The sequence below is a fragment of the Clostridioides sp. GD02404 genome (assembly GCF_045898275.1).
Classification (GTDB): Bacteria; Bacillota; Clostridia; order Peptostreptococcales; family Peptostreptococcaceae; genus Clostridioides; species Clostridioides difficile_A.
This window is the reverse complement of record NZ_JBJOCA010000002.1, coordinates 185,151-211,079: the sequence shown is the minus strand read 5'-3', so window position 1 is coordinate 211,079 and position 25,929 is coordinate 185,151. Positions and strand designations below refer to the sequence as shown.

The 25,929-nt window shown below is 30.0% G+C and carries 26 protein-coding genes; 6 read left to right on the top strand and 20 right to left on the bottom strand.

Annotation, left to right across the window (positions count from 1 at the left end; genetic code table 11):
- Window positions 1-11: 11 nt before the first annotated feature.
- Window positions 12-1,274 (bottom strand): SLC13 family permease, encoded by a 1,263-nt coding sequence (locus Q3287_RS02470; RefSeq protein WP_167640438.1) that lies wholly within the window; start codon window positions 1,272-1,274, stop codon window positions 12-14.
- A 46-nt stretch (window positions 1,275-1,320) separates the two neighbouring features.
- Window positions 1,321-2,226 (bottom strand): hydroxymethylglutaryl-CoA lyase, encoded by a 906-nt coding sequence (locus tag Q3287_RS02465; RefSeq protein WP_284181707.1) that lies wholly within the window; start codon window positions 2,224-2,226, stop codon window positions 1,321-1,323.
- 270 nt (window positions 2,227-2,496) lie between these two features.
- Between Q3287_RS02465 and Q3287_RS02460 the strand changes: the two genes are divergently transcribed.
- A complete protein-coding gene (locus Q3287_RS02460) occupies window positions 2,497-3,501 on the top strand; it encodes a substrate-binding domain-containing protein (RefSeq protein WP_284181706.1) in 1,005 nt (334 codons plus the stop codon).
- A 138-nt stretch (window positions 3,502-3,639) separates the two neighbouring features.
- Here Q3287_RS02460 and Q3287_RS02455 read toward each other — a convergent pair whose 3' ends face one another.
- Together Q3287_RS02455 and nadE are read right to left on the bottom strand one after the other, a co-directional pair.
- The gene (locus tag Q3287_RS02455) at window positions 3,640-4,362 is read right to left on the bottom strand and encodes a YebC/PmpR family DNA-binding transcriptional regulator (RefSeq protein WP_074179199.1); all 723 of its coding nucleotides are present in this window, start codon (window positions 4,360-4,362) and stop codon (window positions 3,640-3,642) included.
- Window positions 4,363-4,444: 82 nt separating this feature from the next.
- Window positions 4,445-5,200, bottom strand: coding sequence for an NAD(+) synthase (nadE, locus tag Q3287_RS02450; protein WP_054269432.1), 756 nt, complete (start codon window positions 5,198-5,200; stop codon window positions 4,445-4,447).
- Between the two features lie 170 nt (window positions 5,201-5,370).
- Between nadE and Q3287_RS02445 the strand changes: the two genes are divergently transcribed.
- Window positions 5,371-5,766: a sulfite exporter TauE/SafE family protein gene (locus Q3287_RS02445; RefSeq protein WP_407811897.1), complete on the top strand. Its 396-nt coding sequence runs from the start codon at window positions 5,371-5,373 to the stop codon at window positions 5,764-5,766.
- Window positions 5,766-6,143 (top strand): sulfite exporter TauE/SafE family protein, encoded by a 378-nt coding sequence (locus Q3287_RS02440; RefSeq protein WP_054269430.1) that lies wholly within the window; start codon window positions 5,766-5,768, stop codon window positions 6,141-6,143. The genes Q3287_RS02445 and Q3287_RS02440 overlap by 1 nt, the downstream gene beginning before the upstream one ends.
- 97 nt (window positions 6,144-6,240) lie before the next feature.
- Here the strand turns inward: Q3287_RS02440 and Q3287_RS02435 are convergent, their stop codons facing one another.
- The 4 genes from Q3287_RS02435 to hflX all read right to left on the bottom strand — a co-directional run bounded on the left by Q3287_RS02435 (window position 6,241) and on the right by hflX (window position 9,691).
- Complete coding sequence (locus tag Q3287_RS02435) at window positions 6,241-6,885, bottom strand: YigZ family protein (RefSeq protein ID WP_054276080.1); 645 nt, start codon at window positions 6,883-6,885, stop codon at window positions 6,241-6,243.
- Window positions 6,886-7,193: 308 nt separating this feature from the next.
- Window positions 7,194-7,637, bottom strand: coding sequence for an NUDIX domain-containing protein (locus Q3287_RS02430; RefSeq protein WP_003437525.1), 444 nt, complete (start codon window positions 7,635-7,637; stop codon window positions 7,194-7,196).
- 85 nt (window positions 7,638-7,722) lie between these two features.
- A complete protein-coding gene (locus tag Q3287_RS02425) occupies window positions 7,723-8,400 on the bottom strand; it encodes a HEAT repeat domain-containing protein (protein ID WP_054276079.1) in 678 nt (225 codons plus the stop codon).
- Window positions 8,401-8,407: 7 nt separating this feature from the next.
- Window positions 8,408-9,691, bottom strand: coding sequence for a GTPase HflX (hflX, locus tag Q3287_RS02420; RefSeq protein WP_054276078.1), 1,284 nt, complete (start codon window positions 9,689-9,691; stop codon window positions 8,408-8,410).
- Window positions 9,692-9,898: 207 nt separating this feature from the next.
- Between hflX and Q3287_RS02415 the strand changes: the two genes are divergently transcribed.
- A complete protein-coding gene (locus tag Q3287_RS02415; RefSeq protein ID WP_003418451.1) occupies window positions 9,899-10,159 on the top strand; it encodes a cysteine-rich small domain-containing protein in 261 nt (86 codons plus the stop codon).
- Between the two features lie 91 nt (window positions 10,160-10,250).
- On the opposite strand, the gene Q3287_RS02410 is transcribed toward Q3287_RS02415, so the two are convergent.
- The 3 genes from Q3287_RS02410 to Q3287_RS02400 form a co-directional block, all read right to left on the bottom strand.
- A complete protein-coding gene (locus tag Q3287_RS02410; RefSeq protein WP_407963466.1) occupies window positions 10,251-10,892 on the bottom strand; it encodes a TIGR01906 family membrane protein in 642 nt (213 codons plus the stop codon).
- A gap of 28 nt (window positions 10,893-10,920) precedes the next feature.
- Entirely contained in the window at window positions 10,921-12,471 is a 1,551-nt protein-coding gene (locus tag Q3287_RS02405) for an ABC-F family ATP-binding cassette domain-containing protein (RefSeq protein ID WP_054269425.1), read from the bottom strand.
- Window positions 12,472-12,672: 201 nt separating this feature from the next.
- Window positions 12,673-13,551 carry an N-acetylmuramoyl-L-alanine amidase gene (locus tag Q3287_RS02400; RefSeq protein ID WP_054269424.1) on the bottom strand — a complete coding sequence of 293 codons (879 nt, stop codon included), beginning with the start codon at window positions 13,549-13,551 and terminating at the stop codon, window positions 12,673-12,675.
- A 227-nt stretch (window positions 13,552-13,778) separates the two neighbouring features.
- Here Q3287_RS02400 and Q3287_RS02395 point away from each other — a divergent pair, with 227 nt between their 5' ends.
- Window positions 13,779-14,786, top strand: coding sequence for a SpoIVB peptidase S55 domain-containing protein (locus Q3287_RS02395; protein WP_054276077.1), 1,008 nt, complete (start codon window positions 13,779-13,781; stop codon window positions 14,784-14,786).
- Between the two features lie 211 nt (window positions 14,787-14,997).
- Here the strand turns inward: Q3287_RS02395 and yunB are convergent, their stop codons facing one another.
- Complete coding sequence (yunB, locus tag Q3287_RS02390) at window positions 14,998-15,696, bottom strand: sporulation protein YunB (RefSeq protein WP_054269422.1); 699 nt, start codon at window positions 15,694-15,696, stop codon at window positions 14,998-15,000.
- Between the two features lie 215 nt (window positions 15,697-15,911).
- Between yunB and Q3287_RS02385 the strand changes: the two genes are divergently transcribed.
- Window positions 15,912-18,602: a transglycosylase domain-containing protein gene (locus Q3287_RS02385; protein WP_407963465.1), complete on the top strand. Its 2,691-nt coding sequence runs from the start codon at window positions 15,912-15,914 to the stop codon at window positions 18,600-18,602.
- A gap of 165 nt (window positions 18,603-18,767) precedes the next feature.
- On the opposite strand, the gene Q3287_RS02380 is transcribed toward Q3287_RS02385, so the two are convergent.
- From Q3287_RS02380 to spoVAC, 8 genes are all read right to left on the bottom strand, one after another.
- Window positions 18,768-19,703, bottom strand: a complete 936-nt coding sequence (locus tag Q3287_RS02380; RefSeq protein WP_407963464.1) for a DUF1177 domain-containing protein — start codon at window positions 19,701-19,703, stop codon at window positions 18,768-18,770.
- 48 nt (window positions 19,704-19,751) lie between these two features.
- Window positions 19,752-20,891, bottom strand: a complete 1,140-nt coding sequence (locus tag Q3287_RS02375; RefSeq protein WP_054269419.1) for a M20 family metallopeptidase — start codon at window positions 20,889-20,891, stop codon at window positions 19,752-19,754.
- A 14-nt stretch (window positions 20,892-20,905) separates the two neighbouring features.
- Entirely contained in the window at window positions 20,906-21,370 is a 465-nt protein-coding gene (locus Q3287_RS02370) for a hypothetical protein (protein ID WP_407963463.1), read from the bottom strand.
- 14 nt (window positions 21,371-21,384) lie between these two features.
- Window positions 21,385-22,224, bottom strand: coding sequence for a DUF3100 domain-containing protein (locus Q3287_RS02365; protein ID WP_021383560.1), 840 nt, complete (start codon window positions 22,222-22,224; stop codon window positions 21,385-21,387).
- Window positions 22,225-22,599: 375 nt separating this feature from the next.
- Window positions 22,600-23,616, bottom strand: a complete 1,017-nt coding sequence (locus Q3287_RS02360; protein WP_054269416.1) for a LacI family DNA-binding transcriptional regulator — start codon at window positions 23,614-23,616, stop codon at window positions 22,600-22,602.
- 181 nt (window positions 23,617-23,797) lie between these two features.
- Complete coding sequence (spoVAE, locus tag Q3287_RS02355) at window positions 23,798-24,160, bottom strand: stage V sporulation protein AE (RefSeq protein WP_003418423.1); 363 nt, start codon at window positions 24,158-24,160, stop codon at window positions 23,798-23,800.
- A gap of 12 nt (window positions 24,161-24,172) precedes the next feature.
- Window positions 24,173-25,186 (bottom strand): stage V sporulation protein AD, encoded by a 1,014-nt coding sequence (gene spoVAD, locus Q3287_RS02350; protein WP_054269415.1) that lies wholly within the window; start codon window positions 25,184-25,186, stop codon window positions 24,173-24,175.
- Window positions 25,187-25,341: 155 nt separating this feature from the next.
- The gene (spoVAC, locus tag Q3287_RS02345) at window positions 25,342-25,779 is read right to left on the bottom strand and encodes a stage V sporulation protein AC (RefSeq protein ID WP_003418420.1); all 438 of its coding nucleotides are present in this window, start codon (window positions 25,777-25,779) and stop codon (window positions 25,342-25,344) included.
- Between the last annotated feature and the right edge of the window lie 150 nt (window positions 25,780-25,929).

The window sequence follows — 25,929 nt, the reverse complement described above, 5'->3', positions numbered from 1 at the left end:
CATTATCGAAATTAATGCATTATATGTGCTATTCCATTAAAGAATAAAACTGACACCACTGCAATAACCAGTAGTCCAACTGCACTCATAATGAAAAGTTGAACAAACACCTTGTTTTGTTCTTCTTTATTGAAATCTTTCTTGCTTGACCCCATTGCTGCCAAAATCAATGCACCACCAGTAGAAAGTGGACTTACCCCAGCAAGAGAACCTCCTACACCAACTGCTGCAATAAGTGCTAGTGGGTCTACTCCTCCAACTGATTTAGCTATATCAACACACATAGGCATCATAGTTGGATACACTACTGCTAATGCTGAACTTACCATAGACATGAGTCCTGCTGAAATACTCATAATTGGAGTAGCAGTTTTACTATTCATTAGTGATGATAATGCATTACTCATCAAATCAATACCTCCCGCTGCATCTACAATTGTCATCATTGCTCCCACTCCAAGCACCATTACTATTGTACTCCACGGAATTGCCTTGATGCATTCTCCATCTTCAGCGATATTGAAAAGAAGAAGTACAGCTGAAACTGAAAAAGCAGCAAGCCCAACATTCATATCGAAAAATATAATAAAAGCAATCATGACTACTATACTTATAAGAGAAATTATTTGCTTTACATTAAACTTTTCTATACTCTTACTATCTATAATATTTATAGGTTTTTTAAGTTTATATCCTTTGAAAATTATGAACAATACTATTGAAAATACAATCGTTGATAAGGTTTGACATGCTAAAATAGCAGGCATAACATTTTCAATTCCAACACTTTCTGCAACAGTTGTTATGATTTGACCTTCAGGAGTAATAGGTGTCATACGACCTGCCATTAATCCACATTCGCCTATAAGTGCAAGCATTACAGGATTATAACCAACAGTTATTGCTACAGGAACAGCCATCGCTGGAATTATAGCAAGTGCTGGAATTGCACCTGGACCGACACCTGCAACAATAAATCCTGCAATAAAAACTGCTATTGGAATAAGCCAAACTCGCTTACCAGAAACAGCTACTATTTTCTCTGCAACTAATTTTAATGCTCCAGTTGAATTTACTATTGCAAAAAGTAGTGTTATTCCAACAAGTGTTGTAAACATTGAGTTACTTATAGCTCCATAGAGCTCTTTTTCATCCATACCAAATATTCTAACAGCTATGACACCAACAGCTAAAGCTAAAATACCTGCATTATTCTTACGTACAAAGGCTAGTACAATAACACCTAAAAACAAAATTAAAGCTATAATATCCATATTATCCTCCCTAAATCATTTATTTTTTAATACTCATTTTTATTAATCAAGATAATTGACAATTAGAAATCTCGGATTTTATATTTACATGATGCCCACTATATACCCCTTCTACAAAACTCTTTTGATACTTAGATAATTCGAGAAGTTTATTAAAATTTACTCCTGTATCATATCCCATACGTTCAAGCATATACACTAAATCCTCAGTTGCAGTATTACCAGATGCACCAGGTGCAAAAGGGCATCCTCCTAAACCTCCAAGTGTAGATTGAACAGTAGTAATGCCAGACTCAATTGCTGCAAGAGTATTAACCATCCCCATATTTCGAGTATCATGTATATGTACCTGCCATCTACACTCTGGTAATGCTTCAATTAGTGCACTAATAGTATCTCTAACTTGTTTAGGGTCAGCAATACCTATTGTATCTGCTAAGTTTATCTTTCTGACACCGTTTTCCCAAAGACATTTACTAAATGCTACTACCTCCTCTATCTTTGGTATTCCTTCAAAAGGACATCCAAATACTGTAGCTATTCCAACACATATATTCATTTCAGGATAAGAATCTATTATTTTTTTAAGTTCTGTAATGGATTCTTTATGAGTTCTATTTATATTTTTCTTATTGTGAGTTTCACTTAAGGAAATAACATAAGATATATCTCTTATTCCACTATCCCACGCAAGCTTAGCACCATATAAATTTGGAACTAATGCATAAAGCTTTACCCCAGGATAATTTTTTATACAGTAAGTTGCTATTTCTTTTGCATCTTTCATCTGAGGAATGGCCTTTGGACTTACAAATGAACTAATTTCTAATTCTTTAATACCAGAATCAATAAGACCATCAATAATTTCTAGTTTTTTATCTGTATCTAGGAATTCTTTCAGATTTTGAAATCCATCTCTTGGACCAACTTCAAGTATATTTATCTTACTCATCTCTTTGCCCCCTTTATTTACAGCAACATAACAAGCTAGCATTGTTATGTTATTGCTTAATATTGCTTAATTTTAACTCATTAATAAGCTTATTTAAGCACATTATAATCTTATCTGTTAAGTTTTGTCAACACAATAAACAAATTTTAGCACTTATTTATTTTTACTCATTAGGATTTGCATATTGTAGAATATTGTTCTTTGATTGGATATATGTTAAGATAATAAATGTAAGCAAGTTTAAGCAACTATTAAAGGAGGATTTTTATCATGGCAACAATCAAAGATATTGCAAAAGATTGTGGTCTTTCTTCAGCAACAGTCTCCTATGTTTTAAGTGGTAAAGGAAATGAAAGAAGAATTCCACTACATACACAAGATATGGTTTTAAATTCAGCAGATAAGCTTGGATATAAACGCTCTACCCCTAGAGTACATAATCATATTCAAATAGCATTTTATTGGCAAGACGCTGGTTTTGAATTGGCATCAACCAATATATTTCAAGCAATAAACCATGTTATTTCTTTAGAGCATTTAGATGTAAATATTATCATACGACCTTATACTGTTGGACATTTATGCGATGATGAATATCTTTTTTCAAATAATTATTATGATGGTGTTGTTTTGACAGGTATCAATGCGAATGATATAGAATACCTATTAAAAAACAAACCCAAAATTCCCGTAGTTGTTGTAAATCGTGAAATAGAAGGTTTTTCAAGTGTATCTATTGATAATGAAGAGACTGGTCGTATAGCTGCCTTACATGCTATTCAAAATGGCAAAAATGACATAGCTGTCGTATTTAATCCATCTTCATTTACATGTATGACTTTACGAGGGAAATCTTTTTTAAAGACATGTGAGGAACATGGAGTATCTTTACCAGATTCTATATATTATTGTTCTAACAAAATAGATAGCGGGTACGATATTGCTCAAAAAATGATTGCAAAAAACTCTATAAAAAAAGTAATCTTTTGTAACCACGATGTAGTAGCTCTTGGTATGATGAATGCATTTAATGAGTCAGGAATTGCTATTGGAAATGATGTTCAGATATTTGCAGCAAGTAATGGTCCTTCAAGACTAATGGCAAGAAGTATACCACCTTTAACAGTCATAGACTTGAAAATGGAGGAAATAGCAGAACGTAGCCTTCGAATGATTATAGATATTGTTACTGGAAGAATAAGTGGTATTCAACATCAAGTAATATATCCATCAATCATATATAGACAATCAAGTCCTGTTCAAAATCTGCTATAATATTATTAGTTTTACAAGACACATTTTTAGTCTTTATAGAACAATTTTTATAAATATAAAAACACCTCTAAACCATATTTACATATTATTATGCAAACATGATTTAGAGGTGTATACATTTCTAAGATATTAGAACATTTATTCTTCTATTTCCCAGTTATGATATATATCTTGAACATCATCATCTTCTTCAAGCATATCAACTAATTTATTCATCATTTTTAAATGAGCTTCTTCAGTTAATACAGTTGTAGTTTGAGGTATCATCTTTACATCAGCAGATATAAACTCATACCCTTTAGCTTTTAACTCATCGCGTACAGCAGAAAAATCTTCTGGTGTAGTTATTATTTCATAACCGTCTTCTTCTGTTATAAAATCCTCAGCTCCTGCTTCTAATGCAATATCCATCAATTCTTCTTCTGAAATTCCATCTCCTGAACCAACTAATATCTGTCCTTTTTTATCAAACATAAAAGACACACATCCACTAGTTCCTAAGTTTCCTCCATTTTTATCGAAGTAATATCTAACATTACCAGCAGTTCTGTTTTTGTTGTCAGTTAAAGTTTCTACTATAACTGCAACTCCACCAGGACCATAACCTTCATAAACTATAGTTTCATAGTCATCACCAGCACCTGCTCCAGCACCTTTAGCGATAGCTCTATCTATATTATCATTTGGCATATTATCTGCCTTAGCTTTTTCTATAGCTGTCTTTAAAGCTGCATTATACTCTGGGTCTGCTCCACCTTCTTTAGCAGCAACTGCTATTGCTCTAGCATGTTTAGTAAATATTTTTGCTCTTTGAGCATCTTGTTTACCTTTTCTATTAATTATATTACCTATACGTCCCATATTTCCACTCCTTAATACGTACAATTAGTTATTCTAATTTTTATCACCTGTAAATTTTATCACAAATCTTTAAAATAGTAAATTAGAACTTAGGAGGTTGTGCAGGCGTTTTTCTCTTATGTTCACTTATTCTATGAAGTCTTTCAATTATCTCTTGGTCTCTTTGAGGAACTTCATCTAATCTACCTTGCAACACAGCATCTATCATATTGTAAGTAGTTCCCATTTCATTTTCATCTGTTTGACCTTCCCAAAGACCTGCAGAAGGAGCTTTATTTATTAAATCTTCATGAACACCAAGTTCTTTTGCCCATTCATACACTTCGCCTTTAGTTAAATTTGCAATTGGTAAAATATCAACTCCACCATCACCAAATTTAGTAAAATATCCTGTGTGTATTTCTGCAGCATTATCTGTACCAACAACTAGATATCCTAGATTGTTAGCAATTGTATAAATAGTACTCATTCTTACTCTTGCTCTTAAATTTGCATCTGTCATTTTTAAATATTCTTCTCTATATAAATGTTTCTCTTTTAAATTTCCTACTACCATGTCTAATATAGCACTTTGTGGTTCTATAAGGTCTAAATCAAGGTACTCTATATCACAACCTTCTATAACCTTAAGTGCATCTTCTCTATCTTGAGGATTACTTTTTATGCTCATTATAACTCCCATAGAGTTTTCTGGAAATGCCTTTTTAATTAAATTAGCAACTACTGCTGAATCAATTCCCCCAGATACACCGACAATTAATCCTTTTGCATTTGCCTCATTAACCTTATTTATAAGCCATTCTACAGTTTTGTCTATTTGTATTTTTATATTTGACATTGTTATCTCCTCTCAAATTTGCTACTTTGTTTTAATATATTATACCATATATTAATATGTTGTTTTAATATGTTTTTTTTTATGCAAAATTACGTAAATATGAAATATTATATTTAATCTTACTTTTATATAAATATAATTTGCCTATTTTGGTAAAACTATTTCAGAAGGTGATTTTTATGAAAAAAACTGATGATTTAAAGAAAAAATATCTTGATTTTAATTTGAAAAATACGATAATTGGAGTTTTTACAGGGTTTATAAATGGAGTTTTTGGTTCTGGAGGAGGTACTCTTTTAGTTCCAATATTAAATGACATCGTTAAGGTAGAAGAACATAAATCTCATGCGACTGCTCTTTCTATAATAATTTTCTTAACGACAGCAAGTTCTGTTTTATATGTATCTAAGGGTACTTACGACGTTAATTTGACAATAAAGGTTGCTGTTGGAAGTATTCTTGGTGGTATCATAGGAGCAAAACTACTAAATAAGGTTACTGGAAAGTTTCTTAGGATTTCTTTTGGAATAATCATGATAATTGCAGCATTAAGGATGGTGTTCTAATGTTATTTGCTTTAATTGGATTTTTTGCAGGGATTATCGGAGGAATGGGAATGGGTGGAGGAACCATCCTTATACCTGCACTAGTTTTACTTGCTGGTATAGATACTAAAATAGCTCAAAGTGTAAATTTACTTTCATCTATCCCTATGACACTTATAGCATTGGCTATACATATAAAAAATAAAAATGTAGTTTTTAAATTGGTTATACCCATAGCTGTATTTGGGGTCTTAGGTGCTATATTTGGTTCACTATTAGCTAATTATCTATCTTCAGATATACTAAAGAGAATATTTGGTATATTTCTGCTTCTAGTTGGCTTATTTGAAGTAAAAAAAGGATTCTGTGCAAAATCTAATAAAAAGCCATTAAATTGATTTAGATTAAAACAATTTAACGGCTTTTCATTTTAAGATTTCATTTTAAGATAAAAATTGAATGTTTAATATAATTAATTCTTTTAATATTTTTAGATTACAATAATATTTCTCCATTTTGTTCAGATAAATAAAATTCTTCTCCTAAAGCTATTTTTCCTGTTCCATTTGTTATATCAACCATTTTTTCTGATAAATTTTCCACATCTTCTAATTTCGAATATACTATTATCTCAACATTATCTTCATATATTGTATCTTTTATAAAATACCCCAAATTCATTAATTCATTTTGTACTTTTCCAAGTTGAGTATAATCTATTTTAATCTTAACTTCTTGATACATTACCTTATAAATTATCTTTCCTGCTTCTAACCCCAACTTAGCACCTTTTGTATAAGCTCTAACTAGACCACCTGCACCTAATTTTGTTCCTCCAAAATACCTAGTAACAACAACTGCTACATCTCTTAAATCTTCTTTTTTTATAACTTCTAATGTAGGTATACCTGCGGTTCCTTGTGGCTCTCCATCATCACTGTATCTTTGTATATTCATATTTTGCCCAACTGTATAAGCCCATACATTATGGGTTGCATCTTTATGCTTTTTCTTTATTTCATTTATAAATTCTAGTGCTTCCTCTTCACTCTTTATAGGCTTAGCATATCCAATAAAAACAGACTTTTCAATTGTTATTTCATCAGTTCCAAATTCATGTAATGTCCTGTAATTGCTCATTATAATTCCTCCTATTTTAATCATTTTCTAAGATATACATCAAATATGTATTTATATATAAAATTATTCTACTAAAAAATAGATAGATTTTTATCACTTCTTTAATCAATGTTATAAAACAATTATATAATAAAATTGTATACTTTTTAATTTTTATTTCAAATATAGGTCACTAATTTTAGATATAAATTACTAAAAATTTAGATTTATAAATTATAATCTAAGCAAACTATCTAATTTATGTTTAAAATATTTTCAATTAAAAAAGGAAGGGGCTAACCCTTCCTCAGAATTCTCTAAATTCACTATTAATTTGCTGGAACATCATCGCCCTCTGAAACTAATTTTTTTAATTCTTTAAACTTTTTATAAGATACTTCTACTAAAGCTTGCTCTTTGTGATGTGACAACATTTCTAAAGCATCTTTTACTTTATAAAATCCACCTTCTTGGAATTCAGGAGCAAGTACACAATCAGTGTTACAAGCTTCCATAACATACCACATTATTGCATTACAAACTTCTTGTTGTCTACTTCTTGAGAAAAATTCATACATAGTATCGCCAGCTACATCTATCATTTTAGCATCTATGCCAGTTTCTACTTTAACTCTTTGAACAGCACTCTCATATGGAAGTCCTCCTCCAAGTATCTTTCCTTTTGGAAGTGTCCATTCACCTCTATCATTTTTTACAATAAGTACTTTATTAGCATAAAAAACTACTCCACCTGCACAACGTCTTACTATCATTTGAAACCCCTCCCATTAATTTATTTATTACCTTGTTAAACTCTAGAAATACATCGTTAAGTAAACAAATTGCTTTAATAAAAAATTACTTTTTCAAATTTTTCGCATCTTCCAATGCTTTAATGGCTTCGTCATAAGCTCTAAGCACATACTCTTTTTCAAAATTCTTATTCTTGTCTTTCAACTGCTGTAAAATCTTTAGACTGTTTTCATCTCCTAATTTTGAAAGAGCTTTTGCACAATACTGCCTAGTTTGTGCATTTTTATCATAGAGACCTTTTTGTAATACTTCTCTACTAATTGGTGATTCAATCTTTCTGATGGCTGAATAAGTTATCCTTCTAATATCTGAGTGTCTGTGGTTTGTGAGCTGATGAAGTAATTTTAAGAATCTATCATCTTTTAGCTCACCTGTCGCCCAGATTAAAACAATTAAATCTTCAGCATTTTTTTCCACAAGGATTCTTTTGAAAACCTTTCTCTTAAAGTATACCATTTTTTCGTCATCTAAGCTATCCATAAAATCAAGTCTCTTGATTTTATCTAATTCTAAAAATTTATCCAAAATATCTTTAGATGCCTCAAAATCCTCTTTTTGCAATTCTTTTATTTTCAATTTTGCTTGTATAAGTTGCTCGCTTGCTTCAGTATTTGAAATATTTCTAATCTTACTAATTTGAGATACTGTTTTAGATTCTTTATAAAGAAGATAGGTTATAAAATAATCTTCGAGATTATCTATGTTTTCCCAATTAATATCCATATTCAACCTATTTTTCTAATATGTACTCTCTATAGATATTAAAATCTTCTTCATCCAAGTTTACATCTAATGCTATACCATTTTCCCCATACTCAAAATTCTCCACATTATATTTATCTTTTATTCTACTAAATATATCACCTCTCTCATAAGGTAACATTAAGCTTACTGAATAAGTATTTTCCATTAAAGCACTTTCTATCAGATTTAATAGCTTATCCATATTTATGCCTTGTTTAGCAGAAATATACACAATATCTTCTTGACTTTTAGGATATATATCCAATTCTAGCTTATCAACCTTATTATATACAAGTATATGTTTTTTATCATTTACACCAAGTTCTTTTAATACACCTTCAGTTGTACTTTTTTGCAATTCATAACTAGTATTTGTTGCATCAATTACATGCAGAATTAAATCTGCATACTGTACTTCTTCCAGTGTTGCTTTAAATGCCTCTACTAAATCATGGGGAAGCTTACTCACAAATCCAACAGTATCTACTACTAAAAATTCTTTCTTATTTGGTAAAAGTGCCTTTCTTAAAGTTACATCTAGAGTTGCAAAAAGCATATCTTTTACAAAAACTTCTTTTTCTTGTTCATAATCCTTGTGTGTCTTTATTAATTCGTTTAATAGGGTAGATTTTCCTGCATTTGTATACCCAACAAGTGCTACAATTGGTATATTTGATTTTAAACGTTTAACTCTCTGTGTCTCTCTATTCTTCTTTACTTCTCTAAGTTCACGTCTTATATCTGCTGCTTTATTAAGTATATGTCTTTTATCTATTTCTAGTTTTTGTTCTCCAGGACCTCTAGTTCCAATCCCTGCACCTGTCCTACTCATCTCACCACCCATTCCATAAAGTCGTGGTAATCTGTATTTTAGTTGAGCTAATTCAACCTGCAATTTACCTTCTTTACTAAGCGCCCTTTGAGCAAATATATCCAGAATCAAGGTAGTTCTATCTATTACTTTTCTTCCAACAACATTCTCTATATTTCTGATTTGAGCACCAGATAATTCATCATTGAAAATTACTAAAGTAGCATCTAGTGAATCACTATATGCTCTTATTTCTTCTACCTTACCTTTTCCTATATAATAAGCTGCATCTATGGAGTGCTTGTTTTGAATTAAGCTACCTACAACTTCTGCACCAGCAGCTTTTGTTAATTCCTTTAATTCTTCCATGGATTCACTAGTGTCTATATCATCACTTTTTTTCACTATTGTCGTCAAATTAAGACCTACAAGAAGTGCTCTCTCTTGAATTTCTTTCACTTAATCACCTCATTTTTTGTTATAAAACATATTATAATTGCAAAATATATTTACATTATTTTTCTGTTGACTAATTATACCATTAATACTATGATTAATAGTACTATATTATCAACTATTAATAAAAATATTTAGTATAATTATATTATCACCAAAATCTTATATAGTTATAAAAGATTTAAATTTTATTTAATTTAGGAGGAAAATATGGGCGAAAATTATAAGTTTTTTAATCACAAAGATTGTGAATTTTTCCCTTGTCATAAAACTAATAAACCAGAAGAATTTAATTGTTTATTTTGCTATTGTCCTTTGTATGCTTTAGGAGAAAATTGTGGTGGAAACTTCAAGTATACAGATAAAGGTATCAAAGATTGCAGTAGTTGCATGCTCCCTCATAAAAAAGATAATTATAATTATATTATGGGGAAATTTCAAGATTTAGTTAAAATTACTAGTAAAAAATAATTTCTCATTAGAAATAGCTATGCACAAATACTTATTAACTACTCTTAGTCTAAATATTATTACATAGCTATTTTTATTGTATAACTTTAGTCTATCTCATTTTTAATTTAGTTGATTTGCATAACTTATATATTACAAAAAGTAATATACTTACTAATAAAATCAACATTAAAATCATCACACCAGCATGAAAAAAGAATTCTTCTGGCAATATATTTATAACTGGGTCTAAATCTGGACTAAATATCCAGTAATCATTTCTAAATAATAATTTATGAAAAATAATAAATGATTTTTCAAAATTCAATAAAACTGGAACTGCCAATAATAATGGCATAATTATAAGCGTTATTGATGTAGTTTTTAAAATTTTTATATTTTTATTTTTTGCATTAAATATAATTCCTATTAAAGATACTATCATTAGTACTTTAGCTAGTTTATTGATGTTTTGAAATATATTTCTCACTTCTTCAAAATGTATCTTTCCCTGTGGAGAAGATTTTAATGTGGGTAACTTAAACTCAGACACATTCTTATTTAGATTATAATCAATCAGATAATTGTAGTTTAATTTTATATCATCCTTAGATAGACCAGATAACTCTGATATATTTAGATAATCAACATCAAAATAATATAGTTGTTTAAATCCAACAGTAAAATTAATAACTCCTACTATTATAACTATACTTATACATATTGAAAAAAGTATATTTAGAAATTTTTTCATGAAATCCCCCCAGTAATAAATTAAAGCACTACACTATTTTAGTTGTAAAATCTTCTATATTCCATACATCATCAACAATGTCTGAATAAAATTCTGGTTCATGACATACCAAAAGAACTGTTCCCTTAAATTCTTTTATGGCTTTCTTCAATTCATCTTTCGCTTCAACATCTAAGTGATTCGTGGGCTCATCTAGTACTAAGAAATTTATATTTTTTAGCATTACTTTACAAAGTCTAACCTTTGCAGCTTCTCCTCCACTTAGTACTCTCATCTGACTAGTTATATGCTCATTTGTAAGTCCACATTTTGCAAGAGCTTGTCTAACTTCAAAGTTTGTAAGTCCTGGGAATTCACTCCAAATTTCATCCATAGGTGTATTACTATTTTCTTTTGAACTCTCTTGTTCAAAATATCCAACTTCTAGATAATCACCTAACTTAACACTTCCTTCAAATGGTTTTATTATTCCAAGTAAAGTCTTTAATAAAGTAGATTTTCCAATACCATTCATTCCTTTTAAAGCTATCTTCTTTCCTCTTTCTAAATGGAAATTAAGTGGCTTTGTCAATGCTTCATCATATCCTAAAATTAAACTTTCTGTTTCAAAAATTATCTTACTTGCTGCTCTAGCATCTTTGAAAGAAAAAGTAGGCTTTATCTTTTCTTTTGGTCTTTCCAATATTTCCATCTTATCAAGTTGCTTTTGTCTACTGTTAGCCATTCCTCTAGTTGCTACTCTAGCCTTATTTCTAGCTACAAAGTCCTCTAATCTTTTTCTTTCTTCAACTTGTTTATCGTAAGCTTGTTCTTCTTGACGTTTCTTTATGTCATTAAGTCTTACAAATTCATCATAGTTTCCTTTATATCTATTTAGTTCTCCATTTTCCATATGGTATATTACGTTACAAGTATTATTTATAAATTCAATATCATGAGAAACTAGGACAAAACTATTTTCATACTCTTGAAGATATCTAGTAAGCCATGTTATATGTTCTTCATCTAAATAGTTTGTAGGCTCATCTAATATAAGAATAGTAGGATTTTCAAGTAGAAGTTTAGTAAGAAGTACTTTCGTTCTCTGTCCTCCACTTAGGTCAGTTACATCTTTGTCAAGACCAATCTCTCCAAGACCAAGACCATTTGCAACCTCTTGTATCTTAGCATCTATCATATAAAAACCACTATTTTCAAGTATAGTTTGTATTTCTGCTGTTTCTTCAAGAAGCTTACTCATCTCATCATCATTAGCTTCTCCCATTTTGTCGTACATAGCAATCATTTCTTGCTCTAAATCAAACATATGCTTAAAAGCTTCTCTAAGCACTTCTCTTATTGTTTTACCTTTACTTAGAACTGTATGTTGGTCTAAGTAACCTACTGTAGCTCTTGAAGACCATTTTATATTTCCAGCATCTGGCATAAGCTTTTTTGTTATTATATTTAAAAAACTTGATTTTCCTTCTCCATTAGCGCCAACTAGTGCAATATGTTCACCTTTTCTAAGTCTAAAAGATACATTTTCTAATATTGTTCTAGCACCAAATCCATGACTCACGTTTTCTACTACTAGCATTCTAACACCTCTCAAAAAAATTTTACACATTCTATACTATAATATATTCTTTTTAAACTTAAATCAAGTATTACCAATATTTTTAGTTATATTTACAACAATTTAAACTAGAATAATCTTTATCTTTATATTATGTACAATAAAAAATAGAGATAAAAATTAGGAAAATAATACCAACCCAACTTTTTCTCTATTTATACTCTATTTGAAATACTCATCTAATCCATCTGCAACACATTGCATCATTTTTCTTTGATATTCTGGATTTGACATCATTTGGTCTTCATTGTAGTTACTCATAAATCCCATTTCTACTAATACAGCTGGAACTTTTGACCAGTTGAATCCAGTCAAATCTCCTCTTTGAACGATTCCATTAATTTGTATACCGGCTTGTTCCATATTTTGTTTAATAAATTCAGCACATTTATTACTATCTTCATATATAGGTGCTGTATATTTTCCATCCTTTTCAGGAATTAATATGGATGCACCAGTTTTTGAAGAATTATTTAAACTATCTGCATGTATTCTTACAACCATATCTGCTTTTTTATCATTAGCAAGTATCGCTCTTTCTGAATTACTTATATTTATATCATGAGTCTCTCTAGTCATTATTACATTATAACCTTTAGATTCTAATATATTTTTTAAAACAAGAGATGCTTCTAAGTTTAAAACATATTCTGGTTTTTTTGTAGCAATGCCCTCTGTTCCTGAAGATACTCTCGCTTTTTGAGAGGAAGAACCTGGAGCTACTGGTTCTAAATTGCCATCTCCTTTTCCCTGATGTCCTGGGTCTATACAAATTAAAAACTTTTTATTTTTTTGAGTTTCATTTTTATTATCTGATGATTTATTTTCTGATGACTTTTCCTTATTGCTTTTTGAATTTGATTTGTCTTTATCTTTTGTATTTTCATTTGAGTTTTTATCTTTATCTGCTTTTTCATTTGTAGTAGTTCCTGAACTAATTAAATTTGTAGTCTTGTAAAAATTACTAACGGGATTTGATGTTCCTATAATTATAATTCCCATGGCAATTATACAAGTAACTAACAATCTATATTTTTTCATGTTTTGCTCCTTTCTAATGATAGACAGTTATTATTTATTTTAATTTATATGAATATGTATCTATTTTATCATATACACTCTTTATTTTATTTATTTTTATGAAAACTAAGGTGTTATTGAGTCAGTTTTCCAAGCATTAAAAACTAATTCTTGCACAACATAATACAGAAGCAGCAAGAAAACTTCAATTCTATTATTAAAATAATTTAATAAGAAAGAGGTGTTTTATGCAACTTAAAAATTTTTATTTTAAAGATAAAGCTTTAAATAAAAGAACTAACTTAGCTAAGTCTAAATTTACAATTGTTTTAACTTTTTTATTTTTATTATATTTTTTCTCAAATAATTTAATTTATGCACAAAATTTACAAAAAAGTGAACCTGAATATTTAATACCAATTGGAAATGTACTTCAAATTGATGCAGAACTAAAAAACATTATTGTTAGAAATCCTGGTGAAGCATCTCCACTTAGATTAGGTGATGCAATAGTAAAAGTAAATAATGCTGAGATTGATGGATATAGTGACTTTGTAAATACCCTAAATGCTTTACCAGAAGAAAAACCAGTATCTATTTTATTAAATAGAGGTGGTCAACTTATAACAATGAAAACGACTAAGCACATATTAGAAAAAATTAGTTTTAATAATTTACTTTCTGGGTTTGCCACTTTAACATATATTAATCCAGAAACATCAGAATTTGGTGCTGTAGGTCATCCAATAAGTGTTGGTAGTGCAAGAAAGATACCTATTAAATCTGGTTCAATTTCTACAACTAAACATCTTAATATAGAAAAATCTTATAAAGGTAGTGTTGGATGTATAAATGCAAAAAGAGAAAATATTATTGGTAGTTTTACAGAAAATACTGATTTTGGAATAAGAGGTCAAATTAACAACTTTGATATTGCTAATTTAACAAAATATAAAGTAGCTTCTTTAGATGAAGTTAAAACAGGAAAAGCTCAAATAATTTTACAAGATAATTTTAATGAATGTAAAAAATATAATATTGAAATTATAGATATAGAAAACCAAAAACATCCAGAAAGTAAAAGTTTTAAAATTAAAATCACAGATAAAAAACTTTTATCTCAGACTGGTGGTATTGTACAAGGGATGAGTGGTACTCCAATAATTCAGGGTGATAAAATAATTGGAGCAGTCTCTCATGCAATTGAGAATGACCCAGCTGTAGGTTACGGTGTATTTATTAAGTGGATGTTGTAAATAATATAGATAAATAGTAATTTAAATATTAAATATATGATTAATAATATATTTGGTCTAAATGTAATCTATTTACACCATAGACCAAATATATTAAATATTTTACATAGTATAAAATATAATTTTTTATTGAAATTATATTAATATTATTTACAAAATTTTTATTTATAAACTACTTTTTCAAATTTATTTAAAAATATGGAAATTTATATTACTTATTAGCATTCTTTCCAGTGTTAGGTAAAACATTTCCTAGATTTTTTTCTGGTATATTTACATAACTTTCTGGAACATCACCTACTATTATAGTTTCACAAATAGGTATTTGTGCTTTGATTTGTTTTGTTGAAGTTATAAGTGGTATTACTACTTTAACTTGTGTCTGAGCTTCTAAATATATTCTATGTCTTGTTTGATTGATACCTGACGATTCAAATTCCGTTTTAAAGTTTACTGATACCGTTCCTATAGGTTCAATAGAAACTTCAAGCCTAGGACCGTATTTGGCTAATATAGGACTTCCTAATGCTGTTCCTATAGGTATGTAAGAACTTGCTGTCTTAGCTTTTTTTAATTCATCCTGTATTTCTAAAGCTATTGCAGAGGCAATCTCATTCATCATTATAGTATTTGCTTGTATCATAGTTATTTTGCCATTGTTATCAAGCTGTATATCCATTAAATCTTCATAGTTTATTTTTCCTTCTACCATTTCAGCAACAGCTTTATTTATGGACCTATTTGCTAATTCAAGAGCTTTAGTTTCTGCCAACACTGTTATTGTTGGTCTTAAAGTTTTATCTATATATATAAAACTGCCTATAAATACAGACAAGAAAAGAATTAACAAAAAAATAGCTACAATTTTTCTAAATTCATTTTTCTTTTTTCTATCTACTATTCTATTCAAAATTATCCCCTCCTATTTATTTATATGTAGCTTTAGCATAATTTTTATAATATTTGTCAAAAATAAATAAAATAAAAATATAGACTTTTTAATACATTATGTTTATACATATTTACAATGTACAGAATATTATAGCAAATTCATTTTTTCTATTAATTACAAAACTACTCCTATTTGTGTTATAATATTGCATTAAGTAAGGAGGTTAAAATCTTATGAATAACGATAATGATAAAAATGGAAATAAAATTAGAAGAAAAAAAGTTAGCTCCTCTAGTAATACAAACAAACCAATTAATAGAAGTTCAGCTAACAAAACTCGTTCAACAAAAAACAAGAAAAAATCTAAAAAAAGCGATAAATTTAGAAAACTGAGAGTATTTGGTATAGTATTTTTAGTTTTACTAGTTGTTGGTACTGCTGGTACTGCTGGTTTAGTATTTGCATCACTGAGAGATGTCTCTCCAGTTACAGAGGCTGTCTTGGATAAACAGACAAACCAAACAACTACAATTAAATACGCTAATGGAAAAACATTATCTACAGCTCCAAGTGTAAATAAAAAGACACCTGTTCCATTAGATAAGATTTCAAAACATCTTCAACATGCTGTAATTGCAATAGAAGATGAACGTTTTTATGAACATAAAGGTGTCGACATTAAAGGTTTATTTAGGTCAGTATTAAAGACTCTTACAGGTACTAAACAAGGTGGTAGTACTATTCCTATGCAGGTATCCAAAATGTTGTTAACAACTGAACAACAAACTCTACCTCGTAAAATAAAGGATATCTACTATGCATATGAGATGAGTAAAACAGTAAGTAAAGATAAAATACTAGAAACTTATTTAAATAACTTTTTCGTTGGTAGAGGTCTAGCAGGTGCTGAGGCTGGTGCACGTGGTTATTTTGATAAGTCTGCATCTGACCTTACTATAGCTGAGTCAGCACTTCTTGCTGGTTCAACTAAAAATCCATCAAAATTTTCAGCTTATAAAACATCTAAATTAGATGGAAGTGAAACTAAGGGTGATTTAGAAAATAAATTATTATTTTTTGTTAACACAACTGATGATGATTTAGATGACCCTACAAAAGTAGACTTTGATATGATTGAGAAAATAAATTCTTGGGAACTTATATCTAATGATACTTATAGACAATTAAAAGCAGGTACATTAGTTGTAAGAAAAGCTGTAAGTAATCCAGAAGCTAAGAAAAGACAAGAAGTTGTTCTAAAGAAAATGTTAGAATTAGGATATATAAAGCAAAGCGAATATGATGAAGCAATCAAAGCTAAAATAGAAATAAAATTACCTAAATCATCTGACAAAGTTTCTTCATCTGTAGAAGACCTTATTGAAAGTGAAGTTATAAATGCTCTAATGGAACAAGGACATACAAATGATGAAGCTCAAAACCTATTCTACAATGGAGGTCTAATTGTAAATACAACTATAGACCCTAAAATGCAAGATGCTTTAGAAGAAGAATATGATAAAAATAGCAATTTCCCAGGACATATGGTTGGTCCTGATGGAGTTAGTCAACCGCAATCTGCAATGGTAATCTTAGATTATAAAAATGGTGAAATAAGAGCACTAGCTGGAGGAAGAAATATAAGTGGTAGAAAAACTTTAAACCGTGCTACTAACCCTCATCAACCAGGTTCTGCTATAAAACCTCTGGCAATTTATACACCAGCTATTGATACTTTAAAAATTACACAAGCAACTTCTCTAAGTGATGCTAGAGGAGGATATAAGTTTGAAGAGAATACTAAATGGAACCCAAGAACTACTACTGCTGGTCATGGTTCTATGAGTTTACGTAGAGCTCTTGCTAAATCTTCAAATACAATAGCTGTAAAAACTGCTGAGATGCTTGGAGATTCTTATGATGAATGTATAGATATAATGATGGACTACTTAAAGAACTTTGGTATAACAACTGTGAAGAATAGTCAATCAGGAGCAACTGATAGGCAATTCCCATCATTAACACTAGGTGGTATGGCAAATGGTATTACTCCACTTCAGATGGCTGCTGCTTATGGTACATTAGCAAATCAAGGAGTTTATGTAGAACCATCAATTTTCACTACTATAACTACTTTTGATGGTCAATTATTAGTTAAAAATGCTCCTGAAGAACATAAAGTTGTAGAACCTGAAGTAGCTTATGTTGTTACAGATATGTTAGAAAGCGTAATTACTGAAGGTACTGGTGGTATAGCAGCACTTCCAAATGGAATGCCTGTAGCAGGTAAAACAGGTACTACAAATAGTGCATATGATGCTTGGTTTGTTGGTTATACACCTTATTATGTTGGAGCAACTTATATCGGAGATGATGCTGGAAGAAAAGATGATTCTGGTAACACCATAAAACGTAGAGAAGTTCCTCGTGGAAGTACTAGTACTGCGAAATTATGGGAAAAAATTATGTCAAAGATACATGCTAACTTAACAGTAACTGAATTTGAAGTTCCTAAAAATGTATATTTCACAAAAATTAATTTAGATGATGGAGGAAAGCAGTCTTCTGGCTCTAAAGCAGCATTTATTGAAGGTACTGCTCCTACTAGAGTAAGTTCTCAACCATCATCTGAAGATACAAAGAAACCAGATAACAATCAACAAGAAGAAGATAATAACAACAACAATAATTCAGGTAATAATGGTGGTGGCTCTACTCCTCCTGATAATGGCGGAAACAATAATGGTGGTGGCTCTACTCCTCCTGATAATGGTGGAAATAATAATGGTGGTGGCTCTACCAATACACCTGATAATGGCGGGAATAATAATGGTGGTGGCTCTACTCCTCCTGATAATGGCGGGAATAATAATGGTGGTGGCTCTACCAATACACCTGATGGTGGTGGTACCCCTGCAACTTAAGTTAACAAAAACTAAGATTTAAATAAAAATATAAGGAGTGTCCTATAGATAATTTTTTAAATTATCTATAAGACACTCCTTTTTTATGATTACATCATATAATTTATTCCTAGTTGTTAAAATATTCCATACAGTTCTATCACAAATTTATAGACCTGATTTTAATTACTGTATACCAAATGTCTGAAATCTATTTAATTTACCGTATCTTTTAATAAGCATTTCCCATTCTTCTTTATCATAGAAATCACACTTATTTCTACCAAATAGCTTAGCAACTTCTATTGCAAATCTACCTGCTGAATCTAAATCACTAAAATTAGTTGCACCTGTAGCACATCCAGCAACAGGCACCTCTGTAGTAATCGCTACTCCTACTACGGGTGCGTCTATAGCTACAGCTGGTTGTAAAATACTATTTAAATGATATAGATTGTTTCCATATGGTGTTATATCTTGAATTGATAGTGGAAATACAAATGGAGCCTTCCCAGTCACAGTCTGCATGATATCCAAAAGATTGTCACTAGTTTTTAATATGTAACCTTCTTTAACAGTTGGTGATATTGCAAATCCTCTATTATTGATTATTCTATTTCCTTTAGTAGTATCTATTGAAAGTATTGCATTGCAACTATTATCAACTTCATTTTCATTCATAGTCATCATATCGATTGGTGAATCCATAAAAGGTGTAGGATGATGTTCTCTAGTTGGTGCATCTGGACAAATATGAGTTGAGATTATAACATCTCCATCTAACATATCTCCCTTTCGTTGCATATCCAAAAGTCTTGCAGCAACTGCAATCGCTACTAATGCTCCATCACCATCTGATACAAAGCCTGTTACCTCTGGTCTTGCTCCAATCCCACCTAATCTACCTAAAATTCCAAGAGTAGGTGCATCTCCACCATTTGATTTACCATTCCTACCAGGTATTGTAAGTTTGACTAAATCTGTTGAACCTTTACTTGAAGACAATTCTTTAACTGTTACATCTACTTCACCATAAGATTGTAAATAAGACTTAACTTCTTCTCCATTAGCAGTTGCTTTATCTAAAATGTCATAAACCTCTATCACTTGTTTTAATATCATGTCTAATCTAATTTCCTTTCTTATATATATTTTAAAATTATATATTATTTACTTATATAAAACATCTACTCCACACATTGCTAACACCTTAATTGCTTTTATAAGTGCTACTCTGCCTTCCTCACCACCAGCTGCAACAGCAAATTCATCTGTATGAGTTGCAGTATCTTCCTTTAATTTAATATATGCTTGTATTGCAGGTATCTCATGAGTTAAATTTCCAGTATCAGTTGAACCAATACCTTGACTTAAATCTCTTTCAACATAATCCTCACCTAACACTTCGAAATTACTTCTAACTATATTCACTAATTCTGAATCATTTTTAATTTCTTTGTATACTTCATCTAATTGAACTATATCTACATTAGTTCCTGTAGAAATTGCTGCTCCTTTGGCACAATTTTTAAGCATATCACAAATCTCATTTAAGTACTCTATACTTAAAGCTCTTACATTAAATATAGCTGTAGATTTTTCAGGAATTATATTATGTATGCTACCTCCATCAGTTATAATACCATGTACTCTTGCATAATCTTTAAGGTGTAATCTCATGCTATTTACACTGTTAAACAATGCGATTACTCCACTTAAAGCACTTTTTCCTTCCCAAGGATAAGCAGCAGCATGAGATGCCTTTCCACTAAAATCAAATTTTAAATTAACTTGAGCAAATGATATATCATCAGGCATTGAAGCATCACTTGGGTGTAAAATTAATGCAGCATCTACATCTTTGAATACACCTTCTTTAATCATAGTTATTTTTCCACCCACTCTTTCTTCTGCAGGTGTTCCAAACACTTTTACAGTTCCTTCTATATTGTGTTTTTTCATTATTTCTTTTAATATGATACCAGCACCAACAGAACTCGTACCTATAATATTATGCCCACATGCATGTCCCATCCCTGGAAGTGCATCATACTCAGCTAAAAAAGCTACTGTTTTTCCATTACCATTTGAATAAACAGCTTCAAAAGATGTCTCCAATCCTCCTACACCTTTAGTTACATCAAATCCATTTTCTTCTAATAAATCACATAATGCTTTTTGTGACTTATGTTCTTCAAATGCCAATTCTGGATTTGCAAATAAATAATCAGATACATTTTCAAATGATGTCTTCTTTTCTTCAGATAACACTTTTATTTCTTCTTTAATTTTTAATTTTAATTCATTCATGTTTACCTACCTCCTTAAAGCATTCCATTTAATCTTAAAACTGTTTGAGATATAAAGGCAGAGCCAAAGTAAGTAGATGTCATAACTATAAATGATATAACTACTAACTTCCAGCTCAAAGTCTTTAATATATCCAATTGGTTACCTACAGAAATTCCTGCAAAGGCTAACAATGGTGTTACTGTAGACATAAAATTGATTTTACCTACATTAGTTGCTATAATATCTCCCACTGGTGATATTGGAAGTGATAAAACGAATGCAACTAAAGTAGCCCATGCAAAACCTGGCAAATTAGGTTTTTTAACGAAGTTCTTAATTATAATAGCAACTATAACTAACAAAAAACCAAATAGACTTCCAATTAATAAATCCTTAGCCTGAGTCTTAAGTGCTATCATTTGTCCAAAGCAAATAATAATATATATAAACAGTACTATTTTTACCTGTTCTATAATAGTCTTAAAAGTCTTTTCCATACATACACCCTCCTTTATAAGTCATTACTTGTTTTTGTTTTTCTTCCTCTGAATCTTTCAATAATCGGAGCCACTTTACTATAATAATAATTGGCCACTGGTAAAGATAAAAATAACTCTATATATATTCCAGTAACAGCTGTAATTAAACCACTAGTTGCTGAATATGCTAAAATCTGTTCTGACATCTGTGGAACCGTATTCATTAATGATGCCGTTGCAGCTCCCATCATCGAACCACTTCCCATCCCTGATGCCATTGCTAAAGCATATGGATGAAATCCTAAAAGTACACCTACTGGTGCCAAAAATGAGAATAATAATGTCCCAAATATACTACCACTTATGTAAGTTCCTAATGTCCCTATACCTTCTGGTGAATTTAACCCATACTTATCTCCAATAATTCCTAGTGCTGTGTCACGACATAATGAAAAAGTACCTCCTAATGCACTTCTCCCAAGACCTAATGCAACTCCAACAGGTAATGCAATCAACATTGTACCCATATGACCAAATTCTTGTAATAAAAGTGCTGGTCCTGCTTGAAGTAATATACCGACTTTAGGACCTGCATTGATTCCAAACATTATTCCTAATGGATATAGTGTTAAAGACAACAAATATGGAGATACATTTATTTCATTATCCCCTATAAATTTTTTTAGAGCTGGTATAACTCGTCCTAATAAGTGAGGCGAAACAGCCATCCCTATAAAGATAGCCCATAGTATACTAAGTAAAGTTATATTAATACCCATAACTTTAAATGAAATAGGACCGATTAATTCCGCCAATATTGTGATTATAAAGGCTGCTATTATGGCATTTCTAATCCCTGCTTTTTCTTTCATTTCTATACCTCCTTGTAATTTTTATAATTTTCTTATAATATAATTGTTAGTGATTTTATTATATAACCTATCATTGATAATGTATAATATATATTATTCATCATTTTTATATACTTTTAGTTATGAATCAAAATAAGACATTGAAGATTCATGATATAAAACACAAATAATTTATTGAACTATATTATCTAAATAGTAAATTATTAACTAATCTAATAAAATTATTTACTGATTTTATGAAAACGTTCTAAATAAATAAAGGAGTACAATGTACTGATATACACTTACTCCTTTTAATTTCAATTCATATTATTTTTTAGATTAATTTATACAAACTATAATACTTCTAGTACATTTATGATATTTTAAAATTTACTATTTTATTCTTTTAACACTGTTTCGTATTATTAACCTTGGATATAGTTTTCTTGGAATATGTTCTGTTCCTTTTTTATTTATTATATTTACTAAACTATCTACTCCATTTTTTATAACTTGTTCTCTTGGGTCATCTATCGTTGATAAATGAGACCTAAAATATGATATTAATTCAATATTATTATATCCTATTATGGAAATATCTTCTGGTACATTTATACCATAAGTATTTTTTAATTCTTGTATTATAGAAATTGCTGGTACATCTTGTTGTACAAATATAGCTGATGCTTTTTTTATTTTATCAATATGCTTTTCTAATAGCTCAACTTGAGATTCAAAGTCCATTTTAGATTCAATAACCTCAGTCTTTAAATTTGCCTCTTCCATAGCATTCAAATATCCCTTTGTTCTATCTTCATGCATTTTTGAGCTTTTATCATCTGAAGTTACTGTTATTATATCCTTATGACCATGGTCAATTAAATGCTTAGTGGCTATATAACCACCATATACATTATCATCCCAAAAGAAATTGTCTACTTCTCCTACAAAAGATGGTTTAAAATATATAAATACATGTGGAAAATTATTATCTTTTAAAAATTCATACTCTTCTTTTTTTATTGATTGAGATACAATTACTAATCCGTCTACCATTTGTCCATTAACCATTTTATATACATTACTGTCACCACTAATGTTATTATTAGGTTGTATTATAAAATCGTATTTATTAGTCTCAATAGAATTTATAGAACTGTCCATTATATCACTAAAAAACTTTCTAGTATCTTGGTGATTAAAATTATTTGAAAAGATTACCCCAATTCTGTTTGTTTCTTTTTTTGCCAGATTTCTTGCATTTACATTAAAATGGAACCCTAGTCTGTTAGCCTCTTCTACTACCTTCTTTTTTGTTTTTTCAGATACATTAGGATTATTATTTAAGCACCTAGAAACGGTTGAATAACTGATACCTAGATTCCTTGCAATATCTTTAATAGTTACCATCTTTATCCCCTACTTCACTTCATTTTATTTTGATAATATAATACTACACTATGTTGTAAATAATTGTCAACTTCAATTATGTAAACGTTTCTTTATATAAAAAATAGGCAGAATCTGAAAGATATCTACCTATTTTATAAAAAGCTACTATTTTAAATTTTATTATTCTTTTAAGTAATATTTATGGCTTTGCTTTCGGTGTAAATACTACTGACATAATATATCCAAAGAATATAGCCGCTGCTATCCCACCAGCTGTAGCAGTTGTACCACCTAAGAAAATACCTAAAAAGCCATCACTTTGAATTGACTTTATTACTCCTGTAGCAAGTGAATATCCAAATCCTATTATAGGAACTGTTGCACCTGCTGCTGCAAACTTAACTAATGGTTCGTAAAGACCTAGAAAAGTTAAAACTACACCAGTTGTTACATATGTTACCATAACATATGGAGTTTGCATTTTAAAGTAATCCATCATTACTTGGGCTATTAAACATATAATTCCACCTACAATAAACACTCTTACATAGTCCATTAACATATATATCACTTCCTACTCATTTACTATTACTACTGCATGTGCAACACACGGTATTGTCTGCTTTTGTAGTGTACTTGTTGGTGACAGTAATGCTCCAGTTGATACAAGCATTACTTTATTAAATTCTTTTTTTCTCAACTTATCATATATATATCCTGCAAACACTGTAGCTGAGCATCCACATCCACTTCCACCACAGTGGACATCTTGCTCTTTAAGATTAAACATCTCTATACCACAATCAGTATAACATTTTGATATGTCTAGACCTTTTTCTTTCAAAAAGTCCTCTGTTATCTGTTTTCCAAGAGTACCCAAATCTCCAGTAGCAATTATATCAAAGCTATTTGGGTCATCATTAGTATCTTCAAAATAAGAATATATTGTATCTATTGCTGCTGGAGCCATAGCTGGTCCCATATTATTACCATCATCAATACCTTCATCTATTACTTTACCAACTGTAACATACTTTATCTTAGGACCATCTCCATTAGGAGCTAATAATACACTTCCTGCTCCTGTAACTGTCCATTGTGCTGTCATTGGTTTTTGATTTCCAAGTTCTAGAGGAAATCTAAACTGTCTTTCTGCTGTACAATAATGGCTTGATGTACCTGATAGTACTAAATCTGCAAAACCACCATCTATAAGCATAGAGCCTATACAAAGACCTTCTGCCATTGTAGAACAGGCTCCATATATACCTAAAAATGGAATTGCCAATTCCCTTGCTGCAAATGATGCTGGTACTATTTGATTTATTAAATCTCCACCTAACATGTAATTTACATCTGTTAGTTTTTTTCCTGCTTTTTGTATAGCTTTTTGAGATGCAGTCTCTACCATCTTACTTTCAGCTAATTCCCAAGTTTTTTCACCATATAAATCATCAGTCATAATCATATCAAAATAGTCCTTTAATGGCCCTTCACCTTCTTTAGAGCCTACTATAGTTCCAGTTGATATTATTGTTGGTTTATTTTCTAACTTTACTGTTCTTTTTCCAATTCTTTTATTTTTCATATTTTCACACCTTTTTAATTTTACATTTTAATATTTAATTTTTTAATATCAATTGAAATCTTCATAACTATTTTCTAACTAACAAGCTTCATAGTTAATTTTCAACTTTTATAGCTATTTTGCAATTAATAGAGTTTAAATTAAATAAAAACCATCTAAAACATCTTAAAAATATAATAAATAATCCCACATAAAATAGAAGAACCTATTCCATAAACTAAAACGGGTCCTGCAATTTTAAATAAGTTTGCACCTACACCTAATACATAACCTTCTCTTTTATACTCCATAGCTGGAGATACTATTGAGTTTGCAAAACCTGTTATTGGAATTATAGAACCAGCTCCAGCTCTTTTTCCGATTAAGTCGTAAACTCCTAGTCCAGTTAAAAATGCCCCTATAAATATTAGTGTTATTGATGTTGCAGAACTAGCACCTAATTTATCAAGACCTCCAACTTTCATGTATAAATCATTTATTGCTTGCCCTATCATACAAATAATTCCACCTACAATAAATGCAAGTGTATAGTTTTTTAAATATGTAGGTTTTGGGCTTATTTGGTCTACATATTTTTTATAATTTTTATCCATACTAAACACCTCTCTAAAGTATTATTTGTTAATTTTAAAAAAATAAACCTATTATTTATTTTGACAGTTTAAAGTTTTATCAAAAAATAAAAAAGATGTCTCATAAAGAAAATAATTTATTTTCTTTTATAAAGACACCTTACTTTTTAA

What these genes read in the sequence shown, in the direction of transcription:
- Q3287_RS02410 (WP_407963466.1), bottom strand. Translation starts at nt 10,892, where the DNA reads ATGAAAAAATTTCTAAATATACTTTTTTCAATATGTATAAGTATAGTT.
- spoVAC (WP_003418420.1), bottom strand. Translation starts at nt 25,779, where the DNA reads ATGGATAAAAATTATAAAAAATATGTAGACCAAATAAGCCCAAAACCT.
- Q3287_RS02400 (WP_054269424.1), bottom strand. Translation starts at nt 13,551, where the DNA reads ATGAAAAAATATAGATTGTTAGTTACTTGTATAATTGCCATGGGAATT.
- Q3287_RS02370 (WP_407963463.1), bottom strand. Translation starts at nt 21,370, where the DNA reads ATGGAAAAGACTTTTAAGACTATTATAGAACAGGTAAAAATAGTACTG.
- Q3287_RS02415 (WP_003418451.1), top strand. Translation starts at nt 9,899, where the DNA reads ATGGGCGAAAATTATAAGTTTTTTAATCACAAAGATTGTGAATTTTTC.
- Q3287_RS02395 (WP_054276077.1), top strand. Translation starts at nt 13,779, where the DNA reads ATGCAACTTAAAAATTTTTATTTTAAAGATAAAGCTTTAAATAAAAGA.
- Q3287_RS02465 (WP_284181707.1), bottom strand. Translation starts at nt 2,226, where the DNA reads ATGAGTAAGATAAATATACTTGAAGTTGGTCCAAGAGATGGATTTCAA.
- Q3287_RS02360 (WP_054269416.1), bottom strand. Translation starts at nt 23,616, where the DNA reads ATGGTAACTATTAAAGATATTGCAAGGAATCTAGGTATCAGTTATTCA.
- Q3287_RS02425 (WP_054276079.1), bottom strand. Translation starts at nt 8,400, where the DNA reads ATGGATATTAATTGGGAAAACATAGATAATCTCGAAGATTATTTTATA.
- Q3287_RS02440 (WP_054269430.1), top strand. Translation starts at nt 5,766, where the DNA reads ATGTTATTTGCTTTAATTGGATTTTTTGCAGGGATTATCGGAGGAATG.
- Q3287_RS02365 (WP_021383560.1), bottom strand. Translation starts at nt 22,224, where the DNA reads ATGAAAGAAAAAGCAGGGATTAGAAATGCCATAATAGCAGCCTTTATA.
- Q3287_RS02470 (WP_167640438.1), bottom strand. Translation starts at nt 1,274, where the DNA reads ATGGATATTATAGCTTTAATTTTGTTTTTAGGTGTTATTGTACTAGCC.
- Q3287_RS02380 (WP_407963464.1), bottom strand. Translation starts at nt 19,703, where the DNA reads ATGATATTAAAACAAGTGATAGAGGTTTATGACATTTTAGATAAAGCA.
- spoVAE (WP_003418423.1), bottom strand. Translation starts at nt 24,160, where the DNA reads ATGTTAATGGACTATGTAAGAGTGTTTATTGTAGGTGGAATTATATGT.
- spoVAD (WP_054269415.1), bottom strand. Translation starts at nt 25,186, where the DNA reads ATGAAAAATAAAAGAATTGGAAAAAGAACAGTAAAGTTAGAAAATAAA.
- Q3287_RS02375 (WP_054269419.1), bottom strand. Translation starts at nt 20,891, where the DNA reads ATGAATGAATTAAAATTAAAAATTAAAGAAGAAATAAAAGTGTTATCT.
- nadE (WP_054269432.1), bottom strand. Translation starts at nt 5,200, where the DNA reads ATGTCAAATATAAAAATACAAATAGACAAAACTGTAGAATGGCTTATA.
- Q3287_RS02455 (WP_074179199.1), bottom strand. Translation starts at nt 4,362, where the DNA reads ATGGGACGTATAGGTAATATAATTAATAGAAAAGGTAAACAAGATGCT.
- Q3287_RS02385 (WP_407963465.1), top strand. Translation starts at nt 15,912, where the DNA reads ATGAATAACGATAATGATAAAAATGGAAATAAAATTAGAAGAAAAAAA.
- Q3287_RS02435 (WP_054276080.1), bottom strand. Translation starts at nt 6,885, where the DNA reads ATGAGCAATTACAGGACATTACATGAATTTGGAACTGATGAAATAACA.
- Q3287_RS02460 (WP_284181706.1), top strand. Translation starts at nt 2,497, where the DNA reads ATGGCAACAATCAAAGATATTGCAAAAGATTGTGGTCTTTCTTCAGCA.
- Q3287_RS02430 (WP_003437525.1), bottom strand. Translation starts at nt 7,637, where the DNA reads ATGATAGTAAGACGTTGTGCAGGTGGAGTAGTTTTTTATGCTAATAAA.
- Q3287_RS02405 (WP_054269425.1), bottom strand. Translation starts at nt 12,471, where the DNA reads ATGCTAGTAGTAGAAAACGTGAGTCATGGATTTGGTGCTAGAACAATA.